The following is a 14,427-nucleotide window of genomic DNA, read 5'->3' as shown; positions in this document are numbered from 1 at the left end:
CCTCAGAAGATATTCGTGAAGGCTTGCTGGTGGTAGCACCTCATGGTAGCAGAGACGAAGCAGCCAAGCTGATTTGTGCTGATTTTGCTTGGGCTTATCGTGTCGCGCTTTGCCTCCCCTAGGGAGCGCCATTTGCGTACAAAACCGCGAACCCTCCTTTCCGGTTGATCGCCGGCCATAATGGCTTGTTCGAGGGTCGTTTTTGACCCGTGAATACGGATGACGCGGTCATCAACCTCGACCGCATCAATCAGTGAGCGCAGATAGGATTTGCGGAACGGAACGCTGCCCGCGGTTATGCTTTCGCGCATCAGGGAGCCGAAGCGTTCGATTTTGCTCCGGTCGATGCACGCGGTTGACGATCGGCTTTTGATCCGGTCAAGCGCGCTTTGCGCCTGATCTCGATCTGCCTTGATATCGGCAAGACGAGCTTTCAAGACCTCGTCCAGATCCGTGATGCCATCTTCGACCAGGGCATAGAGGCGCCGGAGCTTTTCCTCAGCGGCCCTTGCCTGCCGTGACAATTGGTCGATGCGGTCCTGGACTTCGCCACCGGCCACCGCTCGCTTCTGAACGATTTCCGCAAGGAGAGCGGTGATACGATCTGGAACCAGCAGACGATCGGCAATATGGCTGGTCACCAACTGGTCTAGCTTGTCCATTGGGATCGACCGCCCCTTACACGCGGTCTTGCCCATACGTGCAGCAGCTGAGCAGGAGTAGTATCGATAAACTCGCCCGGTTTTGGAGGTTCCGCTGCGCATCGTCATGGCGCTGCCGCAACTAGCGCAGTGCGCGAGCCCCGTCAGTAGAATCGGTCCCGTGGTCACCCTTGGCGGCGTCGTTCGTGGATTGCGCGCGACGAGCGTGCGCTGGACTTCGTCGAAGGCGGCGCGCTCGATGATGGACGCCACCTCCACGGCGATGATTTCCGTGACCGGTTTCTCGCGTCCGGTTTTTGCATGGCGCCGGTTGAAGCGCCACTCGCCGATATAGATTGGATTGGTCAGGATCTTGTGCACCGGCCCCACGCCAAAGCGCGCGCCGAGCCGCGTTCGCATGCCGCGCGTGTTCAAGGTTTTGGCAATCTCCTTGACGCCAAGAGGCCCACTCGTTGCTTCACCGTTGAGGTAGAGCTTGAAGATCAACCGCACAGTCTCTGCTTCGACAGGGTCGATGATGAGGCGCTTTTTTGTCCGGTGTCCACGTTTCTCGACGTCCGCGACGGTGTAGCCGAGTGGCACGCGAGAGCCGTTGTAAAAGCCCTGACGAGCGTTCTCCTTCATCGCTCGCAGCACATGCTTGGCGTTCTCGCGGCTCTGATATTCGTCGAACAGCGCGATCACCTGCCGCATCATCACTTGCGAGGGATCATCGCCCAACTCCTGGGTGATCGACACTAGCCGAACCCCGTACTTGGCCAGCCGGCGGATGTACATCTCAAGCCCGAACGCGTCGCGGAAGAAACGGCTAAAGCTGTGCACCACGATAACGTCGAAGGGCCGATCGTCGTCGGACGCGCGCTCAATCATGCGCTGGAATTCCGGGCGCTGGTCGTCCATCGCAGATGCGCCGGGCTCGACATACTCCGCGATGACCTGCCACCCTTGCCGTTCACAATAGGAGGCTGTCTGCGAGCGTTGGTCAGGGATCGAGAGATCGACTTCGGCCTGCCTCATGGTCGAGACTCGCAGGTAGAGTGCAGCACGCGAGGGGATGGACATTTGCAAATTCACGAACGGCTCCTTCGCGAGTCGAAATCATTTGAGCAGGTCATCGAGCAGCGGTCCCAAGAACGCGTCAATGACGTCCAATTCGCGCGAAGATATGGCGATCTTTGTCGGTAAGTCGTCGACGACAGCGATGGTTTCGCAGGCTGGGTCATCACCGCCATCGCAGGTCGACGGAAGGGGGCCGGCGGCCGCGCTGCCTTGCGCTGTTGTCGGCAGCTTGCGCTTGGTTCGATGCGGATCGTTGCGAGCCATCCCGCTAGGGAATGCAATGGGAGCGCCGGCGCAATCGATGGTGGCGGCCTTCGCAGCATAGCGCACGATGACAAGCGAACGGCGGAGTGGCTTCCGTTTGTCCCACCGCCAGGACGATCCTGGGATACAGTCTCACTTGCGTCTGTCATGTAGGACTGAGCTACTTTGGGTGGGCGTCCGCTCGGCGAAGCGGGTGGTTTTCGCCTGCCCGGCTCGCAGCGCTGCAAGTGGTTCACCACCACTTGCTGACCGCAAGCGAGCCATCGTGTTCCGGGCAACGGTCGCGGTCAATGATCTTCGACCGCTTCGCGGCGCGCTCCCAAGTGAGCGCGTCATTGACCGCGCCCGCTGCCCGGAAATCGCGCGGCCAAGCGATCAACGGGGAGATCTTGCCGCCACCACGATGACCACATGCGTGCTCCTACCGGCGATCGAAGCATTCGTGAACATCCGAGGCGGCGGCATGGCCTGGGCAGGGTCTTGGCCGTGCTAACAATCGCTATACGACATCCGACAACAACCGTATACGCTCCGCGCCGACTTTTGCGCTGCGTCGTTGATGCCAGAATGTTGCCGGCGCAACACTGTTTGTTGACAGACGTTGGCTTCCGCTAGAGCATTTGCCTCGCAGCTCGGAGACGCGGATTGGCGCTACGAATTTGCGAAAGGAAAACCGGATGTGTGCAGTTGGAGATCGCGAGACCTACGTTGATTACTCGATCGTTGCGGATAACTTGGAATGTACTCGTATTGGCGAAGACGTACTCTCAACGTCGAGATATTGCTTGGCATTGCGCGATCAATCTCACAGATGCTGAGACTTTCTTTCGAATGGCAGTCGTGATCTAGCGTGGATTGGCGCATGATCGGCGAAGCTACGGTGGAGGGCAAGATTAAAGCAAACTAGCGTTTGCTCGAAGCCCTTGTCTGCACACTGGTTTTAGAGCCGATGTCGCCAGAGCGGGGGCGCTGAATCCGCCAATTCCTTGTTTTTGCTGCCGTTGATGCGATGGCGGCATGCCGATGATTGCGTTCGAGGACGCAGGCTGCGACATCGCTTGCATGAGCCGCGACGACAAATCAGATTTCCGCCCCCGCCCCGGCCGCATCCGTGACAGAGGAGGCAGCGCGCGGCGGCCGAAGTCGTTCTTCGCGCAGGTCATGAAGGCTGCCGTGAAGGCCAATGGAGGCCCCCTGACGCCGGGACGGTCGCGCGGCAAGAACAGAGGTCCTTCGCGGTCGACGCGTCCCAAAAAAGGTCGTTGCTCGCGGATCGGTCGGGGCCAAGCCGCGGCCGATCGATTGAAGTTGGCGGCGGGGCAGCGGGACGCGAGCCAGCGTATGCGCCGTGTCGTGGTCAAGGCACGGATCGTCCGGTTGAAGATCGGCAGCAGAGCTGCCCATGCGCATCTCAACTACCTCCAGCGCGATGGGACGACCCGCGACGGCGGGCGAGGTCAGCTCTATGGACCGGATGACGAGCGGGTGGATGGCCGGGCCTTCGTCGAGCAGGGGCGCGAGGACCGCCACCAATTCCGCTTCATCGTGGTTCCCGAGGACGGCGATCGTCTGTCCGATCTCCATGGCTTCACGAGGGACGTGATGCGGCAAATGGAAGAGGATCTCGGCACGAGCCTCGATTGGGTCGCGGTCGACCACTTCAACACCGGCCATCCTCACAGCCATATCGTGATCCGGGGCAAGGACGATCTCGGTAAGGATCTCATTATCGCCCAGGACTACATCACCGATGGGTTGCGGCTCCGCGCCCAGGACCGGGCGACCCTAGAGCTAGGACCTGAGACGGATATTGAGGTGCGGACGAAGCTTCAGGCGGAGATCGCCGCCGAGCGCTTCACCCGCATTGATCGCGCGATGGTGGGGGCGGCCGATAATGGCTTCCTCGACCTGCGGCCGGACGCCGGTCAGCGCCACGCCGACTTCGATCGGACGCTCCGGATCGGACGATTGCAGGTGCTGGGGCGCTTCGGATTGGCAAGGGAGATTGAACCCGGCGTCTGGCACCTGTCCGATCGGCTCGAGCCGGCATTGAGAGAGCTTGGCGAACGCGGCGATATCATCAAGTCCATCAACCGTTCCCTCGCCGCGCGGGGGCAAGCACGAGGCGCAGAGAACATCCTCCTCCACGGCGATACGACATCGGCCCCGGTGATCGGCAGGGTCATCGGCAAGGAGCTGGCTGATGAGCTCGCCGATAGGGTCGGAATCATCGTCGATGGCATCGACGGACGCGTCCACCACGTGGCCTTGAGGGACGCTGCGATTGCCGACGAGGCGAGGATCGGCGCGATCGTCGAGATTGGGCGCGCGCCGGCCGGCCCACGTCCCGCCGACCGCAATATCGCTGAGCTTGCGAGAGGCACCGGCGAGTACCACCCGAACGAGCATCGGGCGCTTGCCGAGGCAGGTCACGTGCGTGTTCCCGGCAGCGACTATCAGGCCTATGTCGAAAGCCACATCCGCCGCCTGGAGGCGTTGCGCCGGGCCGGTATCGTCGAGCGGGCAGGTCCCGACCGTTGGATTATACCGGACGATCTCGAAGCCCGCGCACAGGCCTATGAGGCCGGCGTTGGCCGGCGGACGAGTCTGCGGGTCCACTCGGCCTTCGATCTTGATCGCCAGGTGACCAGCGACGGCGCTACTTGGCTCGACCGGCAATTAGTCAATCCCAACCGCGGTATGCTGGCCGAGGGAGGCTTCGGCGCTGAGGTGCGGGACGCCTTGGAACGGCGGAAGGACGAATTGATCCGGCGGGGCCACGCCCGGCGCATGCCCGATGGTGGCGTCCGTGCGAGAGCCGACCTTCTGCCCACGCTCGAACGTCGAGAGGTCGAGCGAGTTGGACGGAAGCTCGCCGCTGAACGAGGCCTTGCTTTCCAAGCGATCGAAGATGGTCAAACCATTCGCGGCAAGTTGATCGGATCCACCCAACTCGCCAGCGGCCGCTTCGCCATGATCGATGGCGGACTCGGCTTCAGCCTCGTACCGTGGCGCCCGGCTATTGAGAAGGAAATCGGCCGAGAGGTCGTCGGCATCATGCGTGGCGATGACATTTCCTGGCAATTTGGCCGAAAACGCGGGCTCGGAATTTAGAATAGAAAGACAGCTCGACCTCTCGGCCCCCATCACTTCTACAAAGCCCTGAAGCCGGTTGCCTGCCGAGCAGAAAAATGCAGAAGTTTGCGGAGACCAGACCACACCTGTGCACCATGAGGTGCTTTACCCGTGGCTTGAAACGGATCGGTCGCTGACCTTGAACGACGATGATACGAGCGACGTCAGCCTGTGCCGGTGGAGGCGCGCCGGCAGCGCAATATATGGCGATGCGCCGATAGCAAACCCAAACATCTGTCAGAGAGTCATCGCTTGGGACAAAGGGAACAAAAAACGCCACCCGCTTAAATAAAGCGCAGGCGGCGGATCACCAGCCCCGGGAGGGTGAGGGTAAAATCCCGACAAAGGTTAGTCCCGACGTGTCGCCCTAAGGTTCATCGGCATCGAGTGGCAACGCCCGAGGTCAAAGATAATTCAAGAATCGGTAGGTCGCAGACCGAGCGTATTTGATCGAAGCTGCTTTTCCCTGAGCCATTGGATGATGGCACGTTGAGCTGCGATGATAGCCTCTGCTCGATTGAAGCCGATGCCTGTTTTCGATGACCGACCGGCTCGCTCAAACGACCATTTCCAGCCAGGTGGATTGATCGTTTGAACCACCGTATACTCAATACCCTGATGTTCCATGCACCGTCATCGCTCCGCGACGAAACAACACGTAGGCAGCGAGAAACGCTGATCAATCAGCGTCGCTTGAAGTCTTCTCTGAACGATCGACTCGAACTTCCCGAAACTCCGCGGGCCCGTCGAGAAGACGCTGCTTGCGCATCTGGTGCTCCTGCGAACTCGCGGAGCTGTCGGCCCTGTCATCCAACACCGCACCCGCCAAACGAAGGGCTCGCCTTCGTTGGCAGCCCGTCCGACGACCTCTTGCATCCTCGTTCGTCATCAAATTGAACCCTCAAATAGGAGCGTACATGATCGGATACGCCCGCTCGGTCGGCGAAGCTCAGCAACCGCGGCAAATGTTCTTCAGCTTTGCGGCGGTTCGAGCCTCTTCCGCAACGAATGGGTCCTTGTACCCTGACGATGGGGCACTATCGGTTTCGGCGGGCTTCTTGGCCTTTGGCGGAAACGCCGCATCGTAACAAGAGAGCCGGGCACTGGTGCTCTCGATCGCGCTGCAATTCGGTTCCGCTACGGAAGCGGATAACGCAGATGTGCTTAATCCCGACGCGAGCAGGAGCGCCGCCGTCCGCATACCGGATCGAGTTCTGCTCACACCGAAGGTCCCGTCATGATCCACCTTTGTTGACCCAAGAAGGACGCTGGCCGGTCCAGATTGGAAGAGCATCCCACTCAGAGCAGCGCATCCGGCGCTCCTCACCCCCGACGCTCACGAAAACAAAAGGCGCATCGTCCCGGCCTGTTTTCGAGCCAACGAAAATTGCCGGAACGCCGTAGGCATCCCTGATGATTGCGGTGTTTGCCATTATCGGCTCCCATTGGCCCAAACTTGCTCCAGGCATTCGATTTGCATTTTGAACGCATGGTTGCTGAACCGCTTGCAGCTATAGAATAGCCACAACCGCGATCAGCAGTGCGAGGAAGACCGGCACCAACAGCGGCGGCACAAGCCACTCACGGATTTCGAATTTGTCGGATTTTGACATCTTACCGCCTTCACTGGGTTGAGGCGGGAGCGCAAAGCTCTCAGTCACCGATAACAGCCACGAAGCGCGCGGTGATACCAATCCTATAGCAGTCTTCTTACCACCGAGCCAGATCAATCTTGGTCCATTGCTGCCGAAAGTAGATTGGCAGTCGATTGCGTCTCCGGATCGGGCGGCTCACTTCCAAAAAACGGCGGCGATCACCAACACGACCGGGATAGTCCCGAGTACGGTCACGCCTATGCGGAAGCCAATTTCGCCAGGCATTGGGAACTCCCGCCAAGGCAAGAGTGTAAGCTGTCCTTCTGACCCAGATAGACGCTTTAAGCACGCTGCATGATTGACCATTTTCCAAACCTTCGCAGGCCCGCATCGAAATCAAAACACAGGGGACGGGCGGCTGGCCATCATCCGGTGAGAGCATGGAGATGCTGGCCGAGCTGCCTCTGCACATAGGGCTTGGCCAGGAAGCGGGCTCCGGCGGGAAGATCGTCGACGGCAGGTTCTACCTGGCCCGAAGTGACCAGCAGTGCGATCGGAGGCCAACGGTCGCGAACGGTGGCTAGAAGTCCCAGGCCATCCATCGAGCCGGGCATCTGGATATCGGTAAATACGATCGCTATATCGGCGGTGTTCTCCAGGAGCTCGATTGCGTGATCCGCATCGGCGGCCTCTATGACCTCGTAGCCCAGCTCGCGTACCATCTCAGCCGCATTCAGACGAATGAGGAACTCGTCCTCGACTATCAAAACAACAGATTTGTGAGCCACCGAATAGGGGTACTTTACTCTAGAGGTCAACACGCAACGGCTCCCGCCTCGCGTTGTTCCGAGAACATTCTATCTCTTCCAGAGTTGGGTCAGGAACCCAGATGCTCCCCTGAGTATAGTTCAATGATAACCGAACTTAGCGGCGAAATCACCGCCGTTCAGCAAATCAATGCTGTTCCGAAAATTTTGGATGCCGTAACCCGCTTAACGGGCATGGGCTTCGTAGCGGTCGCCAGGGTGACCAGCGATCGCTGGTTGTGCTGTGCTGTTCGCGACAGCATAGATTTCGGCCTCGTGGAAGGGAGCGAGCTTCACGTCGAAACAACGATCTGCAATGAAATTCGCGGCCACGGCGAACTGGTTGTCATCGATGACGTCGAGACGGATTCCAGATTTTGCAATCACCCGACGCCACGCATGTATGGCTTCAGGAGCTACATCTCAGCTCCGATCAAGCGTGCGAACGGAGACATCTGGGGCACGCTCTGCGCGATCGATCCGCGACCGCGTGAGTTAAATCGACCTGAGATCGTCGAAAGCTTGCGGCTTTTTGGGGAATTGATCGCTGCGCATTTGGATCTCAACGAGCGCTTCGAGCAATCTCAGGCCGACCTTGCCAAGAGATCAGAAAGCCTGCTGGCCAGTGAGGTGGGGCGGCAGTCTGCCGAAGCGGACCTGAAAAGCACCCGAGCCGATCTTCTTGACGAACGGAAGACGTCGGAGCTGCGCGAGCAATTTATCGGCGTGCTGGGACACGACCTCCGCAATCCGCTGGCGTCAATAGCCGGCGGCATGCGTGTTCTCCTCAAGAATGCGAATAGCGAGCGAGCGCCCGACATCGTCGCATCAATCCAGAAATCCGTGATGCGAATGGCGGGTCTGGTGGACAACATCATGGATTTTGCCCGCGGCCGCCTCGGCGGCGGATTGACGATCAGGCCCGACGCAAACGAGCCACTGACCCCCGTGATCGAACACGTCATCAACGAAATGCGTCTGGCGTGGCCAAGCCTTAACATCGAGACCGATATTGCCCTAAACGAGCCGGTTCGATGCGATCGCATCAAAATCAGCCAATTGTTCTCCAATTTACTCGGGAATGCGGTCACCTATGGCGACATCGACAAGCCAATCATTGTTTCGGCAAGGACGAGCGATGGAAGTTTTACCCTCAGGGTGACAAATTACGGTACGCCGATCTCGGACAAGGCGATGCAAAGCCTGTTTCTGCCTTACACCCGCGGCGACCGTCCCAGCCAGCAAGGTTTAGGTCTCGGCCTCTACATCGCATCCGAGATTGCGCGAGCCCATGACGGGACGCTTAAGGTCGTCTCGAGCGGCAAAGAGACAATTTTTGAGTTCAGCATGCCTGCAACGACTTAGGACGCGGACTCATTAAGGCGCAGCCATAGCCGGATTGACGCGAGTTGAATGAATGCGAGGTAGTTGGCGGCGAGCCTATCGTAGCGCGTCGCCACCCGACGACATTGTTTGATCCTGTTGAAGAACCGCTCGACCTGGTTGCGAGCACGAGAGAGATAAGGGCTGAAGCAAATCGGATCGCTGCGATTGCTTTTCGGCGAGATGTTTGCCCACGCGCCCTTCTTCATGGCAAGCTCCCTGATCCCAGTCCGCATCATACCCACGGTCAGCAAGCAGCATCGACCCGGATTTCAGACGAGACAGCAGTTTTCCGGCGAGTCGAACGTCATGGGCCTCACCCGGGCTCAGCGCCAGCCGTACCGGCAGACCATTGCCATCGACCATCGCATGGATTTTGCTCGTCAAGCCGCCGCGGGACCTTCCCATCGATTGGCGCTGGTTCCTTTTGATGCAGGCTCCATGCTGATGCACGCGGACAATGGAGGTGTCGATCATTTGGACAGCGGCATCATGGGCAGTGGCAAGCGCTTCTATGATGCGGCCCCAAACGTTGGCCCGCCGCCACCTAACGAAACGGTTGTAGCAAGTGGTGTATGGGCCAAACGCCGTCGGCAGATCACGCCAGGGTGCTCCTGATCGGAGGACCCAGAAAATGCCATTCAGGACCCGACTGTCGTTCACCCGAGGAACGCCACGCGGCTTGTTCGGCAGCATCGGCTTGATGGCGGTCCATTCATGGTCGGCGAGTTCGTAGCGCATGATTCGAGTCCCCAGTTCGGGACCTTGAATCACGGCAGTCCGGCCAAACGCAACTCTCCTGGCCCGCTCTTGGTACGGCGCTTACGGACAGGAGCGGACATCAACCAGTCCTCAATCCCTGCCAAATGCGTCGAAAATGACCCGCAGCGGACTCAGCGCGGATGTAGGCTCGTACCAAGAGGTAGATCGCGTAAAGCCGCTAGCAGGAGCTAGGTGGTTGCGTTGACGTCTATCCCTCAGCGGTGGGCTCCCTTCCACGCTTTCGCATCACAGGCTGCGGCTCACCGCCATCAGCAGTGCTGGTATCCACCGATACAAGCTCGGCAATCCGGAGCTTAGACCCGTCCCTAGCGACCCTAACTTGCACAGTGGTCCCCGCCGGAAGCGTCACATACCCTGCGGTCTTTAGGACAGCTATATGCAGAAAGGCGTCTTCCCCCGAGTCCAGAGTTACAAAACCAAACTTCTTCTCCAATCTGAACCAAGTCACACGACCGGTCGCAATCATTTCCGACACCTCAATAGGCCCATGCTTTCGACCTAGCCCGCAGTTACGATTTCAGGACACTTTATGCTGTCGGACCTCTCCTGGCGTCATGTTCAACGCTGCGGCGTCGTCCGCCCCAGCTCCCGCTGAACTAAGGAGGCGGTCCAGCCTTCGGGAATGGCATCAAGCACATGGTCAACGGCTTCGTTGCGCCCCGTGGCCGCAAGCCATATCTGGCGCTCGCCGCTGTCAGTAATCACACAAATCGACGCGAATGACCATGCCTGCGGCCAACGGAGGGGTGGTTTTCGCTACATCATCAGGTCCGACAGGCTTCCAAGGGTGTCTGGCGGGAGATAATCTTGAGCAGTCGGAGGCGACCAAAAAGCGGAACCTTCCGCATGGTTCCGGTCGCAGATTAAAACAATGCGGTGGCTATCTATCCGAAAAGAGCGCACTCTCTCGCCACCACCGAGCGGCCCTTAGCATCTATCGGTGATGTGAACGCATTGTATTGCGCTCCCGCTCAACCCGCAGCGGAGCATAAGTATGTCGACTCAACGATCCCCGGCACACTCATCGACCTTCGAGTATCGTCTCGCGCAAGAGGCAAACAGTCTGCGCGCACAGGCCAAGGGAATGCCCCTTGGAGTCCGGCGGACGGAACTTTTACGGAAGGCCAAGCAGATCGACGTTGCTGGAGAGATGAACAAATGGCTGACCTCACCGGGACTGCAGCCGCCATCGTAAAGTCTGACCTCTGTGCACCTATATTCAGTTAGCAAGCAACCAACCGAGGCTCCCTGAATTGCATTCGCATCACCGACCGAGTCCGAGGCGTCGGTGGCTGAGAGACCGCGTGTGCTCCCGCCTAAAATTGGGAGCGCCAAGATGACAATTTACTTCTTCGACATGCGCGATGGCGCAGACCTCTATCCCGATGAGGAGGGGCTGGAACTATCCAATCTCAAAGCAGTGCAGATCGAGGCCGCACGGGCATTGGGAAGTATGACTAAGCAAACGATATGGACGAAAGCGAAATCTCAGCTAGGCCATCAGATGGCAGTAGAAGTCCGCGACGCGGTCGGACCAGTGCTAACAGCCGGTTTCTCGTTTGAGACCGAACGATACAAGCAATAAAGCCACCTATCGGCGAGACTTTCCACATCTATGCGGAGGAGCGCAAATGCCATCCATTGAACAATGCAGAGCGTATGCGGCTGACTTTAAAATCCAAGGAGCCGATTCGAAAAATTCAGCAAGGCGCTCTGCGGTACTCATGAGCATTTCAAGGAGCTGGGTAGCACTGGGGCACCAGCTTGAAAACCTTGCAGATATCGTGAAATCTGAAGGAAAGTAAAATCTGCATCGTTGGTCGGGCTGCTTGTACCTCCACGCGAATCCAGAGCTTAGCAACCAACTAGGATCGGCTCGGGTTAGGTACCACATCACCGGCCGAGGTTGCCCAGGCGTCGGTGACGAGAGAGACACGAGTGCTCCCGCCGCCTTCTGACTGGGAGAAGATCGTGGCTCCGATTCAACAGCCTCTGCGAGAACCACCCAGCCATTGTCCCCGCTGTGATGGGGTTCCGCGACTTTACCTGACGCTTCCCAACACTGCCAAAGGCACCATGACTTACGTCTATCGCTGCCAAGCATGCCACCAGCTGATATGGGACGAGTAATGCTGCTTCAGTTGGGGGCTCTCAACGCTGGCTTCCGCTTATGGCCCAGGTTGTGTGAAAACGCGAAATGTAGCGCGGCAATCTGGGTGGGAAGTGCGCGGCAAACAGGATGGCGAGGCAGTGTCGCGGCCTGATGATGATTGCCGCGATGATTGTCGCGCGCAAGAGTTTTGTTGAACTCTGATTGTCGCGCAGCGTCAATCAGCGACGGTTTTGGGTGTCGCGTGCGATGGTGGCCGTCCTGGACCGCGTTTTCGTTCGAGGGCGGTCCGTCTGCGATAGCTCTCGACGTTCATCTCGACGATGGTGGCGTGGTGAACGAGGCGATCGATAGCGGCGAGGGTCATGGCGGGATCCGGGAAGACCCTGTTCCATTCGCCGAATGGCTGATTGGCGGTGATCAGCATCGAGCGGCGCTCGTAGCGAGCGCTGATGAGTTCGAACAGCACGCTGGTCTCGGCCTGATCCTTGGTGACGTAAGCGAGATCATCTAGGATCAGGAGATCGAAGCGATCGAGACGATTGATGGCCGCCTCGAGGTTGAGCTCGCGTCGCGCCAGCTGGAGCTTCTGCACGAGATCGGTGGTCCGGGTGAAGAGGACGCGCCATCCGTTCTCGATGAGGGCCAGGCCGATCGCTGCCGCCAAGTGGCTCTTTCCGCCGCCGGGCGGGCCGAACAACAGCAAATTGGCGCCCTTGCCCAGCCAGCTGTCACCGGCGGCGAGCGCCATCACCTGCGCCTTTGAGATCATCGGCACGGCTTCGAAGTCGAAGCTGTCGAAGGTCTTTCCGGCGGGCAAACGTGCTTCGACAAGGTGTCGTTCGATCCGACGGCGGCCGCGTTCGGCGATCTCGTGCTCGGCGATGGTCGCGAGGAAGCGGCCGGCCGGCCAGCCTTCCTTGTCGGACTGTTCGGCAAATTGAGCCCACAGCACCTTGATGGCAGGCAGCCGGAGTTCATTGAGCAACAGATTGAGGCGCGCGGCATCAACCGTGTTCGTTACGCTCATGCGGCACCTCCGGTCTCGGCGGTACCGATGAGGCATTCGTAGGTCGCAAGCGGCACGAGCTGCACCACGACGTTCGGCAGGTTGGCGGGATCGGGGGCGAAGTGAGCACGTAGCCGGTTGAGGTCGGGCAGTCGGCCGGCGTCGAGGTCGGCGGTGAGCTGATCGGCGAGTTCGGCCTCGCAGCCGCGGTCATGAGCGAGCGCGAGGAGGTCGACCATGATCCGGCAGGCTTTTTTGTCCGGCAAGCGTTCGCGCAGGCGATCGAAGGTCTTCCGATAGGCATCGCGCGGGAACAGCCGATCTCGATAGACCAGATTGAGAAGCGCCATCGGCTTGCGCCGCAGGGAATGGATCACGTGCCGATAATCGACGACCTGGTCGTACTTGCCATTGGGATGCGGCCGCCCACGCGGCAGGGTGACGAGATGGGTGCCGCCGACGAACACGTCGAGACGATCGTCGTAAAGGCGCACCCGCAGCCGGTGACCGATCAGGCGCGATGGCACTGTGTAGAACACCTTGCGCAGGGTGAAGCCGCCGGACGATGTCACGCGGACGATCACCTCTTCGTAGTCGGAGGTGCGCCGATCGGGCAGCTCCTGCAACACCACGCGCTCGCTATCGATCCGCTTGGCGTTGCGGGCATTGCGGCGGCTGACGATCTCGTCGATGAAGCCGCGATAGGTGGCAAGATCGTCGAAGTCGACAGTTCCGCGCAGCAGCAAGGCATCCGCGATTGCTCGCTTGAGATGACCGTGGGGCCCTTCGATCGAACCATTCTCGTGAGCAACGCCTCGATTGTTCCGGGAAGGCCGCATGCCGTAGTGGTCACAAAGGGCCTCGTATCGCTGCGTCAGATCGTCCCGTGCATCGCGATCGAGATTGCAGAATGCGGCCGACAGACTGTCGGTCCGATGCTCCCGCGGCGCCCCACCGAGCGACCAGAGGGCATTCTGCAGGCCTTCCGCCAGGGCAACGAAGCTCTCGCCGCCAAGCACGACGTGGGCGTGCTCGAACCCGCAATAGGCCAAACGGAAGTGATAGAGACGATGATCCAACGGAGCACCCGCGATCGTAACACCCAGTTCGTCCATGTCTGTGAAGTCGGAGAGGCCGAGTTGGCCAGGCTCGTGGGTTTGGCGGAAGATCACCTCCTGCTCCTCGCCGTGGACCGCCCGCCATGCACGGATCCGACGTTCCAGGGTACGACGGATACCGCTGCCGAGATCCGGATGACGCCGTAGCATCTCCTCGAACACCGCCACCGGGCGTAAGCCAGGTGCCGCCTTCAGGATCGGGACGATCTCGGTCTCGAACACGTTGCTCAACGGGTCCGGTCGTCGCCGGCCGCGGGGAGCCTTCCTTTGCGATGGAAATCGGGGGTCTCTCTCGATCCGATAGGCGGTCGACGCACTGAATGACGCCTTGGCCGCCGCCACTGGCGGGCTATCGGTCTGACGGTACTTCATGTAGAGCCTCATCTGGTGATCTGTGATGTGTCGGCCGGGCAAGCGAGTGATTCCTCTTGGCGGAAGAACCACTTGCATAACCCCGCCGGCCGCGATCACCAGTCGGCGCGGTCCTCCTCGGGATCGCGCCG

The 14,427-nt window shown here is 59.6% G+C and carries 12 protein-coding genes; 3 read left to right on the top strand and 9 right to left on the bottom strand.

Annotated elements, in window-relative coordinates; genetic code table 11:
- Window positions 1-2: 2 nt before the first annotated feature.
- Together X265_RS30875 and X265_RS30870 are read right to left on the bottom strand one after the other, a co-directional pair.
- Complete coding sequence (locus tag X265_RS30875) at window positions 3-1,679, bottom strand: recombinase family protein (RefSeq protein ID WP_244659487.1); 1,677 nt, start codon at window positions 1,677-1,679, stop codon at window positions 3-5.
- Window positions 1,680-1,760: 81 nt separating this feature from the next.
- Window positions 1,761-2,051 carry a hypothetical protein gene (locus tag X265_RS30870; protein ID WP_128968243.1) on the bottom strand — a complete coding sequence of 97 codons (291 nt, stop codon included), beginning with the start codon at window positions 2,049-2,051 and terminating at the stop codon, window positions 1,761-1,763.
- Window positions 2,052-3,047: 996 nt separating this feature from the next.
- Here X265_RS30870 and X265_RS30865 point away from each other — a divergent pair.
- Complete coding sequence (locus X265_RS30865; RefSeq protein WP_128968242.1) at window positions 3,048-5,099, top strand: DUF3363 domain-containing protein; 2,052 nt, start codon at window positions 3,048-3,050, stop codon at window positions 5,097-5,099.
- 1,256 nt (window positions 5,100-6,355) lie between these two features.
- Here X265_RS30865 and X265_RS30855 read toward each other — a convergent pair.
- Both X265_RS30855 and X265_RS30850 read right to left on the bottom strand, forming a co-directional pair.
- Window positions 6,356-6,553, bottom strand: a complete 198-nt coding sequence (locus tag X265_RS30855; RefSeq protein ID WP_080669694.1) for a hypothetical protein — start codon at window positions 6,551-6,553, stop codon at window positions 6,356-6,358.
- 587 nt (window positions 6,554-7,140) lie between these two features.
- Entirely contained in the window at window positions 7,141-7,536 is a 396-nt protein-coding gene (locus X265_RS30850) for a response regulator (RefSeq protein WP_128968241.1), read from the bottom strand.
- 90 nt (window positions 7,537-7,626) lie between these two features.
- On the opposite strand from X265_RS30850, the gene X265_RS30845 reads away from it, so the two are divergent.
- Complete coding sequence (locus tag X265_RS30845) at window positions 7,627-8,886, top strand: GAF domain-containing sensor histidine kinase (RefSeq protein ID WP_128968240.1); 1,260 nt, start codon at window positions 7,627-7,629, stop codon at window positions 8,884-8,886.
- Here X265_RS30845 and X265_RS41565 read toward each other — a convergent pair.
- The 3 genes from X265_RS41565 to X265_RS42355 form a co-directional block, all read right to left on the bottom strand.
- Window positions 8,883-8,981 (bottom strand): hypothetical protein, encoded by a 99-nt coding sequence (locus X265_RS41565; protein WP_244659486.1) that lies wholly within the window; start codon window positions 8,979-8,981, stop codon window positions 8,883-8,885. The two genes, X265_RS30845 and X265_RS41565, sit on opposite strands and share 4 nt — an antisense overlap.
- Window positions 8,962-9,645 (bottom strand): IS5 family transposase, encoded by a 684-nt coding sequence (locus X265_RS30840; RefSeq protein ID WP_244659485.1) that lies wholly within the window; start codon window positions 9,643-9,645, stop codon window positions 8,962-8,964. The genes X265_RS41565 and X265_RS30840 overlap by 20 nt, the downstream gene beginning before the upstream one ends.
- Window positions 9,646-9,874: 229 nt before the next feature.
- Entirely contained in the window at window positions 9,875-10,153 is a 279-nt protein-coding gene (locus X265_RS42355; protein ID WP_128968239.1) for a cold-shock protein, read from the bottom strand.
- An 870-nt stretch (window positions 10,154-11,023) separates the two neighbouring features.
- Here X265_RS42355 and X265_RS30820 point away from each other — a divergent pair.
- Entirely contained in the window at window positions 11,024-11,272 is a 249-nt protein-coding gene (locus tag X265_RS30820) for a DUF6894 family protein (protein WP_128968237.1), read from the top strand.
- A gap of 742 nt (window positions 11,273-12,014) precedes the next feature.
- Here the strand turns inward: X265_RS30820 and istB are convergent.
- Both istB and istA read right to left on the bottom strand, forming a co-directional pair.
- Complete coding sequence (gene istB, locus X265_RS30810; RefSeq protein WP_208764263.1) at window positions 12,015-12,827, bottom strand: IS21-like element helper ATPase IstB; 813 nt, start codon at window positions 12,825-12,827, stop codon at window positions 12,015-12,017.
- Entirely contained in the window at window positions 12,824-14,338 is a 1,515-nt protein-coding gene (gene istA, locus X265_RS30805) for an IS21 family transposase (RefSeq protein WP_430648578.1), read from the bottom strand. The genes istB and istA overlap by 4 nt, the downstream gene beginning before the upstream one ends.
- Window positions 14,339-14,427 lie beyond the last annotated feature (89 nt).

This window comes from Bradyrhizobium guangdongense (assembly GCF_004114975.1).
Classification (GTDB): domain Bacteria; phylum Pseudomonadota; class Alphaproteobacteria; order Rhizobiales; family Xanthobacteraceae; genus Bradyrhizobium; species Bradyrhizobium guangdongense.
Note: the sequence above shows the minus strand (reverse complement) of the source record. Positions and strands in the feature narration are given on the sequence as shown.

Bases quoted from the DNA above. Each gene is read 5' to 3' on its own strand.
- X265_RS30875 (WP_244659487.1), bottom strand. From the start codon at position 1,679: ATGAGGCAGGCCGAAGTCGATCTCTCGATCCCTGACCAACGCTCGCAG.
- X265_RS30865 (WP_128968242.1), top strand. From the start codon at position 3,048: ATGAGCCGCGACGACAAATCAGATTTCCGCCCCCGCCCCGGCCGCATC.
- X265_RS30855 (WP_080669694.1), bottom strand. From the start codon at position 6,553: ATGGCAAACACCGCAATCATCAGGGATGCCTACGGCGTTCCGGCAATT.
- X265_RS30845 (WP_128968240.1), top strand. From the start codon at position 7,627: ATGATAACCGAACTTAGCGGCGAAATCACCGCCGTTCAGCAAATCAAT.
- X265_RS30840 (WP_244659485.1), bottom strand. From the start codon at position 9,645: ATGCGCTACGAACTCGCCGACCATGAATGGACCGCCATCAAGCCGATG.
- X265_RS42355 (WP_128968239.1), bottom strand. From the start codon at position 10,153: ATGATTGCGACCGGTCGTGTGACTTGGTTCAGATTGGAGAAGAAGTTT.
- X265_RS30820 (WP_128968237.1), top strand. From the start codon at position 11,024: ATGACAATTTACTTCTTCGACATGCGCGATGGCGCAGACCTCTATCCC.
- istB (WP_208764263.1), bottom strand. From the start codon at position 12,827: ATGAGCGTAACGAACACGGTTGATGCCGCGCGCCTCAATCTGTTGCTC.